An 18,290-nucleotide genomic window follows, 5' to 3' on the forward strand; every position below is an offset into this window, starting at 1 on the left:
CAGACATCAGCTGTTGCCGCTGCCGCCAAAACGCGCGGCATCTGCGGCGGCGCGGCGGATGGCGTTGGATTTATGCACCGTCTCCATATATTCGGCCTCTGGGTCGCTGTCATAGACGACGCCGCCGCCGGCCTGAATGTATAGCTTGGCATCCTTGACCACAGCAGTGCGCAGGGCGATGCAGATGTCCATATCGCCGCCCGCACTGAAATATCCGACACCGCCGCCGTAGACACCGCGCTTTTCCGGTTCGAGCTCGTCGATGATCTCCATTGCGCGTACCTTTGGCGCGCCTGACACGGTGCCGGCTGGAAGCCCTGCCAGCAGGGCGCTGAGCGCATCTTGATCCTCGGCCAGCTCGCCCACCACGTTGCTGACGATGTGCATAACGTGGCTGTAGCGCTCGATGATAAATTCCTCGGTCGGGCGCACGGTGCCGATTCTGCAGACACGGCCCGCGTCATTGCGGCCCAGATCGAGCAGCATCAGATGCTCGGCCAGCTCCTTTTGATCGGCCAGAAGGTCGGCCTCGTATGCGCGGTCTTCTTCCGGCGTGGCGCCGCGGGGGCGGGTGCCGGCGATGGGGCGCACTGTCACCTCGTCACCGAACACGCGCACAAGGATTTCGGGACTGGCGCCAATCACCTGAAAGCCGCCGAAGTTGAAATAGAACATGAAGGGCGACGGGTTCGTCCGTCGCAAGCTGCGGTAAAGCGCGAAGGGCGGTTGCGTAAAGGGCTGCGTCCATCGCTGGCTGGGCACCACCTGAAAGATGTCGCCTGCGCGGATGTAATCCTTGGCCTTCTCGACCGCGGCCTTGTATTCGTCGCGCGTGAAGTTCGACACAGCCTCGCCATCCTCGGCGGCCTTGCCCAGTCCCCGGCTTTGCGGCAGGGCGCGCTCCAGATCGCGCACGGCGTCCATGACCCGCTCGGCGGCTTGGGCATAGGCGGCGCGGGCCGATTGGCCCGGCTCGTGCCATGCGGGGGCGACGACGATCACCTCGCCCTTGACCCCGTCCAGCACCGCAATCACCGATGGGCGCAACATCAGCGCATCGGGCAGCCCCAAGGGATCAGGGTTGACGTTTGGCAGATGCTCGACCAGCCGGATCATGTCGTATCCGAGGTACCCGAAAAGGCCAGCGCTGGAGGCTGGCAGATCGTCGGGCAGGTCGATCCGGCTCTCTGCGATCAAGCTGCGCAGATTATCCAGCGGCTCACCGTCCTGCTCCTGCCATGCGTCTGGATCAAAGCGCGCAGCGCGGTTGATGCGGCTTGTCTTGCCGTGGCACTGCCAGATCAGGTCCGGCTTCATCCCGATGATCGAATAGCGTCCGCGCACCTCGCCGCCCGTCACCGATTCCAGCATAAAGGCGTCGGTTGCGGCGCCCGCCAGCTTCATCATCAGCGATACGGGCGTATCAAGATCGGCCGCCAGCCGCGTATAAACCAGTTGGCTGGCGGAGGCGTCATAACCCGGCGCGAACGTGTCAAAAGAGGGGGTCAGATCCAAGGCACTGCACCCCTATTGGAAGTTAGCGTGGACAGCGGCGATCGCCTGCTGATCCAGCGTAATGCCCGCCCGGTTGCGGATGTCCTCGGCCAGCGCCAGATAGAGATCCTGCGCGATATCGTTCGCAGCAGAATCGCGGAGTGTGCTGCGGATCTGGTCCATCTCGCCCTCGCTACCTTCGGGCGTAGATACATCATCAAGACGTATAACGTAGAGCTTTTCATCGCCGTCCAGAAGCGTGACGTCGCCCGCCTTCATGGCAAAGACCGCGGGGATGAAGCCCGCAGGCGTGCCCGCCTGAAAGCCCTGACGTGTCAAACCTTCGACTGTTACGGGCGTCAGGCCCGCGTCCTCGAAGGTTTCGCCGCCCTGAAGCGTTTTGAGCGTTTCGCCCGCTTGGGCGCGCAGAGCGGTAAGCAACGCATCGCGCGCCCAGCCTGCGGCGACGAGGTCCTGCACATCATCCTGTGGCTGCACTGTGGGCGGCACTACTTCGTCCAATCGCATTGCAAAGACGCCGCCATCGCCAAGCGCTGCGACCTCGGGAAAGTCGCCGTCCTGCAAATCGCCCGCAGCGTCGCGAAAGGCAGCATAGCCGGCGATGCCCTCGCTCAGGCCGGGGCGCCAGTCGATGGTGTCCACCTGCATCTGCGTCTCATCGCCTAAGTTCTCAAGCGTGGCGCCGCCAGCCAGCAGATCGTTCGTGCCCTCAATTGAGGCGTCGATGACGCGGGCGGCACGGTCTGCGGCCAGCGCGTCGCGAAGCTGCGGCTCTGCCTCTTCAAAGGGCGTGGTCTGCGCTTGTAGCACGGCGTTGACGCGGAAAAGAGCGGGGCCAAGACCCGTCTCAAGCGGGCCGACGACGTCGCCAGCGGTGGCGCCAAAGACGGCATCGCTGGCGCCGTCCAGATCGCCGACAGCGACATCGCCCATGTCGACGTCTTGCAGGGTCAGCCCGCGCGCCTCGACCAGATCGTCGAACGTGGCCTCATCTGCGTCCAGTTGTGCGCGGGCGGCATCGGCGGCGGCCTGGTCGGGGAAAATCAACCGCTCGACCAGTCGGCGCTCGGGCACGTTAAATTCGGCTGCGCGTGCATCGTAGGCTTCGCGCAGGGCGTTCTCGGGGACTTCGACGTCGTCGATGATCATATCGGGCGTCAGCCACGCATAGGTGATGCGGCGCGTCTGCGGCACGGTGAAGGCGTCCAGATTGGCCTGATAATACGCCTCCAGATCGGCGTCAGTCGACACTGGCAGGCCGGTGGTCAGTTGGGCCCGGCCAAGCGCGGCGTATGTGACGCTGCGCTCTTCGGCAATGTAGTTGATCAGGGCGTTTGTGTACGCCTCTGGCGTGCTGACGCCTGCGATGATGGCGCCTTGAACCAGCGTGCTGGCCGTCTCGGTGCGGATATCGTTCTCGAATTCGGCCTCGCTCAGGCCCGCGCGCTCTAGCGCGAAGCGATATCCCTCACGGTCAAAGTCGCCGCTAATGCCCTGAAAGGCGGGAATATCCATGATCTGATCGCGCAGCGCGGCGTCGCCGACGGAAATGCCCATGCGCGCGGTTTCGTCCTCCAGTGCGGCCTGGCTGATCAGGCGCGATAGCACGCGCTGCGGCAGACCGGCCGCATCCGCCTCAACAAAACTAACGGGCGCGCCGCGTTCAGCAGTGGCGGCATTCACTTCGGCGCGCAGGGCACGGGCGTAGTCATTGACGTCCAGAACGGTATCCCCGACCGAGCCGATGCGGGTGATCCCGCCGCCCAGATTGGTCACGCCAAAGCCGCCAAGGCCAAGGATCAAGAGGCCCATGAGGATCCACATTGCGGATTTCGAGATGCTATTGGATCGCATATGAGTGGCGCCTTTGTCTAAGGATACATGCGCGGGGGCGCACGTGTCAGGGGTAGGGTGCGTATTCGTCCAAGTTTGTCTATGCGTTGGCGGCATCCGGGGCAAGGGGCCAGCCGGGCCCGTCCAGTGCGGCCAGACGGCCAAACAGCGCGGCGATCCCGCCCCGGTCGACATTGGCAAAAGCAATGCGGAAATGCCGCGCGCCCGAGGGATCATCCGTAGGCGTAAACATTGTACCGGGCAGGGTCAGCACGCCCGCATCGCGCACCAGTCGGGGGGCCAATACGTCCGAGCCTTCGGCAAAGGGATGGGCGAGATATGCGAAATAGGCGCCTGCGCCCTTTAGTTGCCAGCCTTGGGCGGCCAGTTGCGGCATATGTTCACTGATAGCGGCGCGGCGGTCCAGTATCTCGGCCCGCTCGCCTGCCAGCCATTGGGCGAGGTTCTGCATCCCCCAGAGCGCGCCAATCTGGCCCAGTTGGTTCGGGCAGATGGCGACGCAATCGAGGTACTTCTCAGCCTCTGCCAACCGCGCGGTTGATGCGGTCATCGCGCCGACGCGGTGGCCGGTCAGGCGGTATGCCTTGGAGAATGAGTAGAGCTGGATCAGCGTATCTGCCCAATCGGGATCGGTGAAGAGGTCATGAGGCGCACCTGTGCGCGCATCGAAATCGCGGTACGTCTCGTCCACGATCAGGGCGATGCCGCGTGCGCGGGCAAGGTCGAAAAATTCGCGGACCAGTTCGGCAGGGTACTCGGCCCCGCCGGGATTGTTTGGCGTGACCAGCACGATGGCGCGGGTGCGCGGCGTAATCAGGGACGCGGCGCGCTCGGGGTCGGGCAGCAGGCCGGCCTCGCAGGGCAGGGGCACCGCCCGCAGGCCATTCATATCGCACCACATTTTATGGTTGAAATACCACGGCGTCGGCAGGATCACCTCGTCGCCCTCATCGCAGAGCGTGGCAAGCGCAGCGCAGAACGCCTGATTGCAGCCCGAGGTGATCGCAACGTTTGCCGCGCCGACCACTCCGCCATAGGCCGCGCTCCACTGCTCAGCCACCTCGGCGCGCAACTCGTCGCGGCCCAGCACCGCGCCGTATAGATGCGCGTCTGGCTGGTGCAAAGCGGCCTCCGCGATCACGCGGCGCAGCGCCTCTGGAGGCAGATCAACCGGGGCCGCCTGAGAGACGTTGATCAGCGGGCGATCTGGCGGAAAATGGACGCCATCCAGCCAGCGGCGGGCCTCCATCACGGGCGGGGCAAAGCTGTGGGATGTGCGGCTCATGGTGTGTGTCTCTCGTTATTTGCCGCGATAGGGCTGAACGTATTGCAGGGCCAGATCCCACGGAAAGAAAATCCACGTATCTTGGCTGACTTCGGTGATATAACTTTGGACGCGGTCCCGGCCCATTGGCTTGGCATAGATCGTGGCAATGTGGGCTTTGGGCATATGCGCGCGCACCACGTCGAGGGTACGGCCCGTGTCGACCAGATCGTCGATCACCAGAACGCCGGTGCCGTCGCCGATCACGTCCATATCGGGCGATTTCAAAATACTTGCAGCGCCTTGGGTCTGGTGGTCGTAGCTCTTGACGCTGATGGTATCGACGATGCGAATGTCCAACTCGCGCGCGACGATCATCGCGGGGGCCATGCCGCCGCGCGTGATGGCGACGACTGCGCGCCATGCGCCGTCATCGGGGCCTTTGCCGTCCAGCCGCCACGCCAGTGCGCGCGCGTCGCGGTGAAGCTGATCCCAGCTGACGTGAAAACCTTTCTCGTGGGGCAGGGGTTCTTGCATGTAAGCCTCGTCCGGTTTGGTTGCGATGTGGGAAACCCCAAGGCAGGCGCTGGTGCCCGGCGAACAAATCAGCGCGACAACCAGTGAGTAGGGGAACTTGGACCACTGGTTGCGACTACCGGGCCACGCGCGCCTAGGTCGCGTCGATGTCGGGCGCGTCGACTGCCTTCATGCCGACCACGTGATAGCCAGCGTCGACATGCAGGTTCTCACCTGTCGTGCCGCTACCCAGATCGCTGAGCAAGAATAGCGCGGCCTTGCCGACATCGTTGATCGTGACATTGCGGCGCAGGGGCGAATTCAACTCGTTCCATTTCAGGATATAGCGGAAATCACCGATGCCGCTGGCGGCCAGCGTCTTGATCGGGCCGGCACTGATCGCGTTAACGCGGATGCCGTCTTTGCCCAGATCTTCGGCCAGGTATTTCACCGACGCCTCTAGCGCGGCCTTGGCGATACCCATGACGTTATAGTGGGGCATCACCTGCTCGGCGCCGTAATACGTGAGGGTCAGCATTGAGCCGCCGTCCTTCATCAGCGTCTCGGCGCGCTTGGCAACGGCGGTAAAGCTGTAGCAACTGACGTCCATCGTATCGAGGAAGTTCTGGCGGCTGGTGTCTATATAGCGCCCTCGCAACTCGTTCTTGTCGGAAAAGCCGATGGCGTGGACCAGAAAATCAATCTTGCCCCAGACCTTTTCGATTTCAGCGAAGGCCGCGTCTATCGAGGCAGGGTTGGACACGTTGCAATCAATCATCACCTCGGAGCCGAGCGATTTCGCCAGCGGCTCGACCCGTTTTTTGAACGCGTCGCCCATATAGGTGAATGCAAGCTCGGCGCCCGCATCGGCGCAGGCTTGGGCAATGCCCCAAGCGATAGACTTGTCATTGGCGAGGCCCATGATTAGCCCGCGTTTACCCGCCATAAGAGTGTTTGACATGTACTAATCCCGACCCAATTAAATGTCTTTATTGACCTTTAGGCGATTGGCCGAGGTGCATCAAGTGGCGGTGTGCGGCGTGTGGCGTCAGGCCAGCGCTGGTTTTGCCGCTATACTTGCGCCATATGATGCGAGGCAGGCCCATCCGGGCGGAAAGGGACATTATGACCGACAGGACCGGAAAATTCGCAGGGGACGACCCCTTTCAAATCGCGCGCCGTTGGCTGGGCGAGGCTGAGGCGACAGAGCCGATCGATCCCAACGCCATCGCGCTGGCCACGGTCGATCCCGATGGGCTGCCCAATATGCGTATGGTCCTGCTCAAGGAAATCGCGGATGACGGGTTTGTCTTTTATACCAATTACGACAGCGCCAAGGGGCAGGAACTGGCGGCAAGCGGCAAGGCCGGGTTTGTGATGCATTGGAAATCGCTGCGCCGCCAAATTCGCGTGCGCGGCCCTGTCACGCGGCAGGATGGGCCCGAGGCAGACGCATATTATGCGTCCCGCTCGCTCAAAAGCAGGCTGGGCGCGTGGGCCTCGCGTCAATCGCAGCCTCTGGCCGGGCGCGGTGCGCTGATGGCCGAGGTGGCGCGTGTTTCGGCGCGCCACGGACTTAATCCGCCGCGCCCGCCGTTCTGGGGCGGGTTCAAGATTGCACCCGTCGAGATTGAGTTCTGGGCCGACGGCGACTACCGATTGCACGATCGATTTGTGTGGCGCCGCGCTGATAATGCCGCACATTGGGACATAACACGGCTCAACCCCTGATTGCATGACGTAACGGAATGTGCTACTAATCTGTCAGCCGACCGCCTGCCTAACGTCGGCATTTTACTGCCAGAATCCGCGCATATGCGCTGATTTTCGCTTGATATAGCGCGTATGGTGCGATCGGACGACCAGTTTCCCATAGACTGAGCGACGGCGTTTCCCTATATATAGGGCGTATTAAAAGGCAGGTTTACACGTCATGGTTGAAATCGCGCGCATTGATTCTTCTAGCTCTACGGCGGTGGATCGCCAGCGGACTAGGCGGGTGCGTGGGCATGTAAAATGGTTTGATCCCGTCAAAGGCTTCGGCTTTGTTTTGGCAGAAGATGGCGGCGGCGATATTTTATTGCATGCCAATGTCTTGCGCAATTTTGGCCAGAGTTCTGTTGCCGACGATGCGGTCGTCGATCTGGACGTGCAAAGCACCGATAGGGGCGTTCAAGCCACGGCGGTCCATGATATCCAGCCGCCGGACGGTGCTCAATTCCAGGGATTAGCCGATTTCGACGATATCGACCCAAGCGTGCTTCTGGCTGCGCCATTGGTGCCCGCGCGAATCAAGTGGTTTGATAAGGCCAAGGGATTCGGTTTTGCCAACACGTTCGGCGAGAATGGCGATGTTTTCCTACATCTCGAAGTGATCCGCCGCTCCGGTCTGGCAGATTTGCAACCGGGCGAGGCGCTGGCTATACGTGTCATCGACGGCAAGCGTGGCCGTATGGCGGCAGAGGTTAGCGGATGGGAAAGCGCAACGAAATAAAACGGTTATGTGCCACTTTGGCGCTAATCGCGGGCATTGTGGGGCAGGGTCATGCCGGTACAGAGTGCAACCCAGATCAAGTGCAGCTACGCGGCGATTGGGGCCAAGCCCGATTCACCATAGAATTGGCGGACGACGCGGCCGAGCGGGCAGAGGGCCTGATGAATCGCGCGTCGATGCCGCAATCTGCAGGAATGCTCTTTGTTTACCCCGAGGCGCGCGATGTGGGCTTCTGGATGAAAAATACGCTCATCCCCCTTGATATGATTTTTCTCGATACGGCCGGCACCGTCTCGCGCGTGCATTCAAATGCGATTCCCGGTGATCTGACGCCGATAATGGGCGGCGGTGATATCAAAGCCGTGCTTGAGATCAATGGCGGCCTCGCGGAGCGCCTCGGAATCGCGCCAGGCACACAGCTGCGTCACCCGGCGTTTGAGGCGGCCAGCGCTGCGTGGAAATGCTGATCGACACATAGATGTGCGGATTGATGCAATAACCTGCCATTTGGGCTTTTCTTTGGATAAGTTTCTGCGTATTGGGTGCCGCATGGTTCGGGGTGTGGCGCAGTCTGGTAGCGCACCTGTTTTGGGTACAGGGGGTCGTAGGTTCGAATCCTGCCTCCCCGACCATAAATTTCCCCTCGTTTAGATCTGGCCGATATGGCCCTAATCCGCGCAACCTAGGGCGTGATCACGCTTGCGTGTGGCATCCGTGCACATGTGGCTGGCGCAGCTAAAAATAAATTTCTGTTCGTTCACGCACAGCGCTGCCGGCACACAGCCTTGGGATAAAGTTGAACCCATTCATGAGCCGCACGCCCTAAACCCGCTGAAAACCAGTGTATTTAAAATTATCTGCTAGGGCAGGGTCGGGCGCCGCCCGCTGTGGATATGTTGTGCGTGAATCGGCTGGCGCGAAGCGGGTCTGTCGATGCCGAAAAGGTCAACGACAAACAGGCTGGAATTCGGTAAATTTTGGATTGACGACGTAGGCCTCAATGCGTCAGGTTGTGCAGACCGGCGGCTATGCACACAAGATGTAGTGTGCCGCCACTGGAAAAGGAACATTCACAGCAAAGACCGGATTTCCGGCAGTCAAAGGCGCGCAAGCCAATTTCGCGCCCGATGGCAAGCTGCGTCTTGTTTCCATCTAAGTGGCACGGGGCGCGGAACGGCGCGCCACGGCAAGTATGAGAACACAAACGGCACCCTACGGGGGCGAGAGGCAGTGACATGAAAATCGACCGCAAATTCACCAAGGCAGGCCAAGACGCATATGCGGAGTTGGAGTTCGTCACGACCTCGTCCGAAATACGCAACCCTAACGGGACGTCGGTGTTTAAGCTGGACAATGTCGAGGTGCCCGCCGGGTGGAGCCAGGTCGCAAGCGACGTCATCGCGCAGAAGTATTTTCGCAAGGCAGGCGTTCCCGCCCGCTTGAAAAAGGTTAAGGAAAAGGGCGTGCCCGAGTTCCTGTGGCGCTCGGTCCCTGATGGCAAAGACGTCGAAACAGGTGGCGAGACGTCGGCGCGGCAAGTATTCGACCGACTAGCCGGCGCGTGGGCCTACTGGGGCTGGAAGGGCGGCTACTTTACCACCGAATCGGATGCGCAGGCCTATTTTGACGAAATGCGCATCATGTTGGCCCGCCAGATGGGCGCACCCAACAGCCCGCAATGGTTTAACACTGGCCTGCACTGGGCCTACGGCATCGATGGCCCCGGCCAAGGCCACTATTATGTCGACTACAAAACTGGCGCCCTGACAAAATCGACCAGCGCGTATGAGCACCCGCAGCCCCACGCTTGCTTTATCCAGTCGGTATCCGATGATCTGGTAGGCGACGGCGGCATCATGGACCTGTGGGTCCGCGAGGCGCGTCTGTTCAAGTATGGCTCCGGCACTGGCACGAACTTCTCTTCCTTGCGCGCAGCGAACGAGCCGCTGTCAGGCGGCGGCAAGTCATCTGGCCTGATGGGCTTTTTGAAAATTGGTGACCGCGCGGCCGGCGCAATCAAGTCGGGCGGCACAACGCGCCGCGCGGCGAAAATGGTGATCATTGATGCCGACCACCCCGACATTGAGGAATTCATCAACTGGAAGGTGAAGGAAGAGCAAAAGGTCGCCAGCATCGTTGCGGGCTCTAAGATGCACGAAGAGAAGCTGAACGAAATTTTCGCGGCTATCGGTGCATGGGACGGTAGCATCGAAGATTCGGTTGACCCCAAGAAGAACCCGGGCCTCAAGACCGCCATTCGCGGCGCCAAGAAATGCTCGATCCCCGAAACCTACGTCAAGCGCGTGCTGGACTATGCCAAGCAGGGCTACGAGAGCATCGAATTCCCGACCTACGACACCGATTGGGATAGCGAGGCATACGCCTCGGTTTCGGGCCAGAACTCCAACAACTCGATCCGCGTCACGGACGCCTTCCTAAAGGCGGTCAAGGACGACGCCGATTGGGCGTTGATCAACCGCACAGATGGCAGCACGGCGCGCACCATCAAAGCGCGTGACCTGTGGGAAGATGTCGGCCACGCCGCATGGGCCTGCGCCGATCCGGGCATCCAGTACCACGATACCGTCAACGCGTGGCACACATGCCCCGAGGATGGCGAAATTCGCGGCTCGAACCCTTGCTCGGAATACATGTTCCTTGACGACACCGCCTGCAACCTCGCGTCGATGAACCTGCTGAAGTTCTATGACGATGGCCGCTTTGACGCTGAGGCGTATATGCACGCCTCGCGCCTTTGGACTGTGACACTCGAAGTCAGCGTGATGATGGCGCAGTTCCCCTCCAAGGAGATCGCGCAGCGCAGCTATGACTTCCGCACGTTGGGCCTTGGGTTTGCCAATATTGGCGGTCTTCTGATGAACATGGGCCTTGGCTATGACAGCGACGAGGGCCGCGCCCTGGGCGGTGCGCTAAGTGCGATCATGACTGGCGTGGCCTATGCCACCTCCGCCGAAATGGCGGGCGAGTTGGGCCCATTTGCAGGCTACGAGCGTAACGCCAAGCACATGCTGCGCGTCATGCGTAACCACCGCAATGCCGCCCACGGCAACAAAGATGGCTACGAGGGTCTGGCAGTCAAGCCTGTCCCGCTCGACATTGTCAGCTGCCCCGACAGCCGCCTGATTGAGCTGGCCATGTCCACCTGGGACGAGGCGCTGGATCTGGGCGAAAAGCACGGCTATCGCAACGCTCAATCGACCGTTGTCGCGCCCACGGGCACGATTGGTCTGGTCATGGATTGCGACACGACCGGCATCGAGCCAGACTTTGCGCTGGTCAAATTCAAGAAGCTGGCCGGCGGCGGCTACTTCAAGATCATCAACCAGTCGGTGCCTGCCGCCCTCGAAATGATGGGCTATGGCAGCGCGCAGATCGAAGAGATCATCGGCTATGCCGTCGGTCACGGCACCATCGGTAATGCGCCCGGCATCAACCACACCTCGCTGATCGGCCACGGCTTTGGCGAAACCGAGTTGGCGAAGGTGGACGCCGCTCTCGGCTCGGCCTTCGATATCCGGTTCGTGTTCAATCAGTGGACGCTGGGATCTGAGTTCTGCATGAATGTGCTGGGCATCCCCGAGGCCAAGCTGAACGATCCGGCCTTCGATCTGCTGGCGCATCTGGGCTATTCCCGCGATGATATCAACGCGGCGAATGACCATGTTTGCGGCACGATGACGCTGGAGGGCGCGCCGCACCTGAAACCCGCCCATTACAGCGTTTTCGATTGCGCAAATCCCTGCGGTAAAACTGGCAAGCGCTACCTTAGCGTGAACAGCCACATCACCATGATGGCCGCCTCGCAGTCCTTCATCTCGGGCGCCATTTCCAAGACCATCAACATGGCCAACGACGCCACCATAGAGGACTGCCAAAAGGCATACGAGCTAAGCTGGAGCTTGGGCGTCAAGGCCAATGCACTGTATCGCGACGGATCGAAGCTGAGCCAGCCACTGGCGTCGGCGCTGGTCGAGGACGATGACGAGGCCGCCGAAATAATGGAAAGCGGCAGCAACCACGAAAAGGCGGTCACGCTCGCCGAGAAGATCGTGGAGAAGGTGATCATCAAAGAGATCAACAAGTCCCACCGCGACAAGCTGCCCGAGCGCCGCAAAGGCTATACCCAGAAGGCTATCGTCGGCGGCCACAAAGTATACCTGCGCACGGGCGAATATGAGGACGGCCAACTGGGCGAGATCTTCATCGACATGCACAAGGAAGGCGCCGGCTTCCGTGCGATGATGAACAACTTTGCCATCGCGGTCAGCGTGGGCCTGCAATATGGCGTGCCGCTGGAGGAGTTTGTTGATGCCTTCACGTTCACCAAGTTCGAGCCGGCCGGCATGGTGCAGGGCAATGACAGCATCAAGAATGCGACATCGATCCTCGACTACATCTTCCGCGAGTTGGCAGTCAGCTATCTGGATCGCACCGATCTGGCGCATGTGAAGCCTGAGGGCCACAGCTTTGACGATCTGGGCCGGGGCGAAGAAGAGGGCGTCAGTAACATCAGCGAGATGAGCGCTGCGTCGGCTACCAAATCGCTGGAGGTGCTCAAGCAGATCAGCTCCACCGGGTATCTGCGCAAGCGCATGCCACAGGAACTGTACGTGCTGAACGGTGGACAGGCATTTGGCCGGAGCGTCGCAGATCCAGCCGCCGCCCTGCAAGCGCTGGTGCCTGAAACGGCGGGTGCGACCACTGTGATCTCAGCATCTGCCTCGATCACTTCCGGCGCGGTGTCGATGGACGCCCGCACCAAGGCCAAGATGCAAGGCTACGAAGGCGAGGCCTGCGGCGATTGCGGAAACTACACACTGGTCCGCAATGGCACCTGCATGAAGTGCAACACCTGCGGCGGAACGTCTGGCTGCAGCTAAGCGTCAGACACCTCATGTGTCGGCAGAGGCAAAGTAGCTCCTAAATGGGGCAAAACTCGTCCCGACGACAAGGTTTGCATTAAGGAAGCGACGGCTAGGGCGGTCTCCGCCCTAGCCGGTCGGAAATCGCCAGATCATTCGGTCTGGCTGCCATAGTCATCTTTCAGATCACGCCAAACCGAATGGGGATGATTACCGAGTTTTTCAATGGATTTGTTCGACTGCGCCTGAGCCGGACATGGGCGGTGTGTCTTCGGGCTCCTTGATAATCCAGCCCATTTGTGCCTCTGGATGGACGGGCGGCAGCAACAGGTTCACGTGGCGACACACCCCGCCGCGGGGCTCGTTCAGCATGGAATTGAGCAAGGTTTGATCCTGGGCAATCCACATTCGCTGCTTCTATAGGGTCTTGCCCGGTGGCGGGGCCACGCCGCCGACGATGATATCGCCGACCTCGCCTTCGGCATGGCAGGACACGACATGTATGGTCTTGCTGCTGCGCACGTCAGATATCCTTTACCAGACGTAGCGCGTCATAGATTGCCGCATGTGTGTTGCGTGCCGATACGGCGTCGCCGATGCGGAATAACAGAAAATTGCCGTTCTCGTTGCGCCTGACAGTTTGCGGACTGCCTGCAATCAATGCGTCATAATCGACCTCACCCGAGTTGGATGCGTGAGGCTTGAGGTCAAAATAGAGATCATCCAGCGGCATGGTGCCATAGTTCACAACGACCTGATCAACCTCGACGTCATAGGTATGATCGCTGTAGTCAGTGCCAATCGTGGCGGTCAGTGTGTTGCCGCTGCGCGTGACGCCCATGAGACGGCGCGTGACGGTAAAGGTCACGTCCTTATCCTGCAGCGAGCGCATGTAGGGCACGAGGTTCATCGCCATCACATCAGGGGAGAAGGTGCGATCCGGTGTCATGATCTCGACCGAGGCACCGGCATTTGCGGCAATCTCTGCGGCTTGCAGGGCAGGGTGATCGCCGCTTTCGTCGTAAATCAGCACTTTGCCCGCAGGCTTTACGTCGCCCGAGATGATGTCCCAAGACGTCACGACATGTGCTTGCTCTCCGTTCTGTTCAAACAGTTCGAGATTTGGCAGTCCGCCTGTCGCAACAATGACCGCATCGGGGTTCAGGGCTGTCACATCCTCTGCCTCGGCCCATGTATTGAAATGGAACGTCACGTCTCGCGCGGCACATTGTGCCATGCGCCAGTCGATGATCCCGATCATCTCGCGGCGGCGGGGCGATTGTGACGTCAGCAAGACCTGCCCGCCGGGCAGTGCAGCGGCCTCAAACACCGTCACGTCATGGCCGCGCTCTGCGGCAACACGTGCAGCCTCTAGCCCTGCTGGACCGGCGCCTATGATCACGACCTTCTTCTTGGTTGCGGCCATCGCAATATCATGCGGCATCGTCAATTCGCGCCCGGTGGCGGCGTTGTGGATACACAGCGCGTCACCCGCCTGATAGATGCGATCAAGGCAGTAAGTCGCGCCGACGCAGGGGCGAATGTCATCTTCGCGCCCTTCGATGATTTTGCGCACGATATGCGGGTCCGCCATGTGGGCGCGGGTCATCCCGACCATATCCAGAAGGCCCGCCTGCACGGCATGGCGCGCGGTCGCCACATCAGGGATGCGGGCCGCGTGGAATGTTGGCATACCCGTCGCTTTGCGCACTTCACCCGCGAAATCAAGATGTGGCGCGGATTTCATACCCTGAATGGGGATCACGTCGGTCATGGCCGGGTCGGTGTGAATGCGTCCTTTGATGACGTTGAGAAAATCGATCTGCCCCGTTGCGGCAATGCGCTTGGAAATCTCCAACCCTTCGTCGTGCGTAATGCCGCCCTTTTGCGCCTCATCCGCCGTATACCGCAGCCCAACAATGAACTCCGCGCCAACACGCTTGCGGATCGCTTCGACGACATCGAGCGGGAACCGCATACGGTTCTCAAGTGTATCGGCACCATATGGGCCAGTCAGATCATTGGTCAGCGGCGACCAGAACTGGTCGAGCAAATGGCCGTAAACCTGCAATTCGATCCCGTCCATGCCGCCCGATTGCATCCGCTCAGCAGCATCCGCGAAGTCGCTGATGATCCGCTCGATATCCCAATCTTCGATGAGTTTAGGAAAAGAGTGGTGCGCGGGTTCACGGTGTTTGGAGGACGACACTGAGGGCAACCAGTCGCCTTTGTTCCAGTTGGTGCGACGCCCCAGATGGGTTAGCTGGATCATGACGGCGCAACCATGTTCATGTATTGCGTCCGTCAGGTTCTGGATCCACGGCACCACTTCGTCCTTGTAGGCCAGGATATTGTTGAACACTGGCGGGCTGTCGCGACTAACAGCAGCTGACCCCGCCGTCATCGCAAGGGCAACGCCCGCCTTGGCGCGTTCCGCGTGATAGGCGGCGTAGCGCTCCTTGGGCATGCCGTCTTGCGGATAAGCGGGCTCATGGCTGGTCGTCATGATCCGATTGCGCAAAGTCAGGTGTTTGAGTTGAAAGGGCTGAAGCAATGGGTCGGTGGACATATGGGAATCCCTTTTTTCGGTCGAATTCATCCTGACATAGGCATCAGGATGACAATTTCCCCAATTGACACACCTGTCAAGTTCTTTAGAAAAGTGGTATGAAAGATGTTCCTCCCAGTCGAATACGCGCAAGCCGGGAAATTTGGCTGGATGCCGCGTATGATCTTTTCGTCTCCGAGGGGATTGAAGCCGTCAAAATCATGCCTCTGGCAAAAAAGCTCAACCTGACCCGCACAGGATTCTATTGGCACTTCAAGGATCTGTCGGAGCTGCATGACGCCATTGTCGAGATCTGGAAGGCCCGCAATACCGGCATCGTGCTGGAGCGCTGCGCAGCACCGGCAAAAAGTCTCTGCGCTGCCCTCCTAAACCTGATCGATTGTTGGATTGATGAAGACCTTTTTGACGCGCCCCTTGATCTCGCGATTCGAAACTGGGCGCGAAGCGATGCCAGGCTACAGGCGCTGGTGGATCAATCCGACGAAGATCGTTTTGTGGCGGTCAAAGAGCTGTTTACGCGATTTGGTAGAACGGGTGATGCCGCCCATTATCGTGCGCTGACAGTGATCTTGACCCAGACAGGGTACTATTCAATGCACGTATCTGAGCCTCGGTTGCAGCGCGCGATTGCAGGCTGCCACTATGCAGAGATTTTTGCGGGCGAAGCGCCAACTCAATCAGAGAAAGATGCGTTTCTAGCCCGGCATCGCTGAGCCCCCTGGGGCGCTACTGGTGCGCCGTCTCAGCGATTGAGCTCGCCCGCCTCCTCCAGCACCTTGCGCGCGACGCGGAAACATTCGAGCGCTTGCGGCACGCCGCAATAGATGCCGATCACGTGGATGATCGCGCGGATTTCGTCGCGGGTCACACCATTCTTGAGGGCACCGCGGCAGTGGATCTCCCATTCGTGCATCTTGCCCAAGGCGCCTATCATGGCGAGGTTCATCATCGAGCGGGTTTTGGGCGGAATCACCTCGTCGCCCCAGCCAAAGCCCCAGCACCAAGCGGTCATTGCCTCCTGAAAGGGGCGGGTGAAATCGTCGGCGGCGGCAAGGTTCTTTTCGACATACTCTGCGCCCAGCGTCGCCTTGCGTTGCTCGAGCCCTTTCAGGAACAGGTCTTCGTCGAACGTATCCATCAGCGTAATTCCTTGTCGCTTGCACCATCGGTGTCCACGGCATCGCGCATCCATTGCTGCAATGTCTGCACCGAGTGTTCCGAGTTTAGCCCGCAGGCCGGGTCAAGAACCAGCGGGCCGGGTTTGTAGCCACGGCTTTGCAGCCCGCGATATACGCTTTCGACCAAGTGGATATCCTCCTCTACCGTCGTGCTGCGGTCCTGGATGGCAAGGCGGCGGATCACCTCGCTATCCTCACCGCGGGGAGAGAACCAGCCGCGCCAAACGCTACAAGAACCCACGTCATGCGCGCGCCAGTGATAGGTGTTCAGTACATTGCCCGGATAAACTTGGAACGAGAACATCGGCCACAGAAAGAAGCTACGATATTCGCCCGCATGCGGCTGCGACAGGTCGATGTCATAGCTCATCGCTTCGAGTGACTGGCACTCAGTCGTATGGCGCAGGACATAGCCGCGCGCCGATGGCTGAATGTCATAAGTTTCGGGCTTGATGACGCCGGTCGAAAACGTCGGATGGTTTAGCGAGCAGTGATAGCACTCAGAATAATTCTCGATCGAGACCTTCCAATTGCAATGCTCGGGGATTTCGACCCATTCAAGGGGCTCCAGTGCATCGATCTGCGGCACATATTCGCCCAATTCAGTGCGCACGCCCGGATACCACTCGTCCATCGGGGCGGCGTCATTGTCGAGATTGACAAAGATGAAGCCATGGAAGGTTTCGGTGCGCACCGATGTCAGGCAGATTTTGGTGCGGTCGAATCCGGGAACAGATTTGGTGTTGGGGCCGGAGCGAAGTTCGCCGGTCATTTCGTAGCTCCAGGCATGATATGGACAGACCACGACGCGCGTCGTTCCCGAACCTGAAACCAGCTGATGTGCGCGGTGCTGGCAGACATTGTAGAATGTCCTCAGAACTTCGTCGCGTCCCCGGATGCAGAACAGGCTTTCACCCGCCACCTCGAAGCAGAAATAGTCGCCCGCGCCGCGCATCTGGCTTTCATGGCCGGCATATTGCCATGTGCGGGCCAGCAGGCCTTCGCGCTCCTGCGCGAAAATTGCGGGGTCGGTATAATAGCGCGCGTCCAGCGAATGGACCGGACCGGGGGGCGCGTGACTTGTCATGTCTGCCAATCCTTTTCCTCGACATAGATACCCAAAGCCCGGCGCTGCGTGTGATAGGCTTCGACGGAGGCAATTGCATCTTCACCAGCCTCGGCGATGATGAATGCGATCAGAACCTCGAAGAACGCGTTTAGCGCGATGGTCGAGATAAAGAATTGCGGCGTGTCTGTCGGCACGACAAAGCGGTGCTGGGCGTCGACCATGATCGGGCAGGCCGGACTGTCAGAGATGGCGATGACCGGCACGCCTTGCGCACGCGCCACGGCGACCGCCTCGACGATCTCGCGGCGGTAGGGGCGGAAGGTCATAGCGATCAGGATGTCACGTTCGTCGGCGCGGGCGATGCCGTCTACCGGCAGGGTGCCGCCCTGCGGCAGGGCGCGCACACCGTCAATCGCCATGCCGGCGAGATAGGCAAAGTTGCGAGCGACGGCATTGTTCACCCCGACCCCCAGCACATAACAGCGCCGCGCGGCGACGATCTCGCGCGCCGCTGCCTCGATCAGATGGTGGTCGGTCGCGGCGAAAAGGCTCTCGATATTGTCAATGGCCGATTCCGCGCTGGCGGCATAAAGCGCGCCCATCTCACCGCGCTGCGCCAGCGATTGAAGCCAACGGGCGCGATCGGGATAGGTCTCGCGGCCTTGCCGGATCTCGTCGCGGAATACTTCGCGAAACGCCTCATAGCTGTCCATGCCAAGCGCGCGGGACAAACGTACCAGAGTGTTTGGCTTGACCTCTGCCTTGGTGGCAAGCTGGCGGATTGAGCAAACGCCAATCTCATAAGGATTTTCCAGTAGGTAATCCGCTAGCTTCCGTAATTCAGGTGTCAGATCCAAACGCCCGGACTGAAGCGTCTCGAGAAGTTCGGCGGGCGTGGCAGGTGAGGGAACATTTGTTTTATTCATGTTGACGAGGCTACATTTGTCT

General features: G+C 60.2%; 14 protein-coding genes, 1 tRNA gene and 1 pseudogene. 6 read left to right on the forward strand and 10 right to left on the reverse strand.

What is annotated here, in order from left to right; translation table 11 throughout:
- Positions 1 to 6: 6 nt before the first annotated feature.
- The 5 genes from trpE to fabI all read right to left on the reverse strand — a co-directional run bounded on the left by trpE (position 7) and on the right by fabI (position 6,110).
- A complete protein-coding gene (trpE, locus tag MK6180000_RS05315) occupies positions 7 to 1,515 on the reverse strand; it encodes an anthranilate synthase component I (RefSeq protein ID WP_138933788.1) in 1,509 nt (502 codons plus the stop codon).
- Positions 1,516 to 1,527: 12 nt separating this feature from the next.
- Positions 1,528 to 3,369, reverse strand: coding sequence for a peptidylprolyl isomerase (locus MK6180000_RS05320; RefSeq protein ID WP_138933789.1), 1,842 nt, complete (start codon positions 3,367 to 3,369; stop codon positions 1,528 to 1,530).
- A gap of 79 nt (positions 3,370 to 3,448) precedes the next feature.
- A complete protein-coding gene (locus tag MK6180000_RS05325; protein ID WP_138933790.1) occupies positions 3,449 to 4,654 on the reverse strand; it encodes an aminotransferase in 1,206 nt (401 codons plus the stop codon).
- 15 nt (positions 4,655 to 4,669) lie between these two features.
- Positions 4,670 to 5,170: a xanthine phosphoribosyltransferase gene (gene gpt / locus MK6180000_RS05330; RefSeq protein ID WP_138933791.1), complete on the reverse strand. Its 501-nt coding sequence runs from the start codon at positions 5,168 to 5,170 to the stop codon at positions 4,670 to 4,672.
- Between the two features lie 133 nt (positions 5,171 to 5,303).
- A complete protein-coding gene (gene fabI / locus MK6180000_RS05335; protein ID WP_138933792.1) occupies positions 5,304 to 6,110 on the reverse strand; it encodes an enoyl-ACP reductase FabI in 807 nt (268 codons plus the stop codon).
- A 164-nt stretch (positions 6,111 to 6,274) separates the two neighbouring features.
- Here fabI and pdxH point away from each other — a divergent pair, with 164 nt between their 5' ends.
- The 5 genes from pdxH to MK6180000_RS05360 all read left to right on the forward strand — a co-directional run bounded on the left by pdxH (position 6,275) and on the right by MK6180000_RS05360 (position 12,544).
- A complete protein-coding gene (gene pdxH, locus MK6180000_RS05340; protein WP_138933793.1) occupies positions 6,275 to 6,880 on the forward strand; it encodes a pyridoxamine 5'-phosphate oxidase in 606 nt (201 codons plus the stop codon).
- 202 nt (positions 6,881 to 7,082) lie between these two features.
- The gene (locus tag MK6180000_RS05345; RefSeq protein WP_138933794.1) at positions 7,083 to 7,643 is read left to right on the forward strand and encodes a cold-shock protein; all 561 of its coding nucleotides are present in this window, start codon (positions 7,083 to 7,085) and stop codon (positions 7,641 to 7,643) included.
- Positions 7,622 to 8,110 carry a DUF192 domain-containing protein gene (locus MK6180000_RS05350; protein WP_138933795.1) on the forward strand — a complete coding sequence of 163 codons (489 nt, stop codon included), beginning with the start codon at positions 7,622 to 7,624 and terminating at the stop codon, positions 8,108 to 8,110. The genes MK6180000_RS05345 and MK6180000_RS05350 overlap by 22 nt, the downstream gene beginning before the upstream one ends.
- Positions 8,111 to 8,198: 88 nt before the next feature.
- Positions 8,199 to 8,275, forward strand: a tRNA-Pro gene (locus tag MK6180000_RS05355).
- Positions 8,276 to 8,878: 603 nt separating this feature from the next.
- Positions 8,879 to 12,544: a vitamin B12-dependent ribonucleotide reductase gene (locus tag MK6180000_RS05360; protein ID WP_138933796.1), complete on the forward strand. Its 3,666-nt coding sequence runs from the start codon at positions 8,879 to 8,881 to the stop codon at positions 12,542 to 12,544.
- A gap of 219 nt (positions 12,545 to 12,763) precedes the next feature.
- On the opposite strand, the pseudogene MK6180000_RS05365 reads toward MK6180000_RS05360, so the two are convergent.
- A pseudogene (locus tag MK6180000_RS05365) lies at positions 12,764 to 13,048 on the reverse strand (proline racemase family protein); the annotation flags it as partial.
- Between the two features lies 1 nt (position 13,049).
- Positions 13,050 to 15,095, reverse strand: coding sequence for an NADH:flavin oxidoreductase (locus MK6180000_RS05370; protein ID WP_138933797.1), 2,046 nt, complete (start codon positions 15,093 to 15,095; stop codon positions 13,050 to 13,052).
- 98 nt (positions 15,096 to 15,193) lie between these two features.
- Here MK6180000_RS05370 and MK6180000_RS05375 point away from each other — a divergent pair, with 98 nt between their 5' ends.
- A complete protein-coding gene (locus tag MK6180000_RS05375) occupies positions 15,194 to 15,808 on the forward strand; it encodes a TetR/AcrR family transcriptional regulator (protein WP_138933798.1) in 615 nt (204 codons plus the stop codon).
- Positions 15,809 to 15,837: 29 nt separating this feature from the next.
- Here the strand turns inward: MK6180000_RS05375 and MK6180000_RS05380 are convergent, their stop codons facing one another.
- The 3 genes from MK6180000_RS05380 to MK6180000_RS05390 are packed head-to-tail and all read right to left on the reverse strand — an operon-like array spanning position 15,838 to position 18,268.
- Complete coding sequence (locus MK6180000_RS05380) at positions 15,838 to 16,233, reverse strand: carboxymuconolactone decarboxylase family protein (RefSeq protein ID WP_138933799.1); 396 nt, start codon at positions 16,231 to 16,233, stop codon at positions 15,838 to 15,840.
- The gene (locus MK6180000_RS05385; protein ID WP_138933800.1) at positions 16,233 to 17,360 is read right to left on the reverse strand and encodes an aromatic ring-hydroxylating oxygenase subunit alpha; all 1,128 of its coding nucleotides are present in this window, start codon (positions 17,358 to 17,360) and stop codon (positions 16,233 to 16,235) included. The genes MK6180000_RS05380 and MK6180000_RS05385 overlap by 1 nt, the downstream gene beginning before the upstream one ends.
- Positions 17,357 to 18,268, reverse strand: a complete 912-nt coding sequence (locus MK6180000_RS05390; protein ID WP_138933801.1) for a MurR/RpiR family transcriptional regulator — start codon at positions 18,266 to 18,268, stop codon at positions 17,357 to 17,359. Before MK6180000_RS05390 ends, MK6180000_RS05385 begins: the two co-directional genes overlap by 4 nt.
- Positions 18,269 to 18,290: the final 22 nt, after the last annotated feature.

The sequence above is a fragment of the Roseovarius arcticus genome (assembly GCF_006125015.1).
Lineage (GTDB): Bacteria > Pseudomonadota > Alphaproteobacteria > Rhodobacterales > Rhodobacteraceae > Roseovarius > Roseovarius arcticus.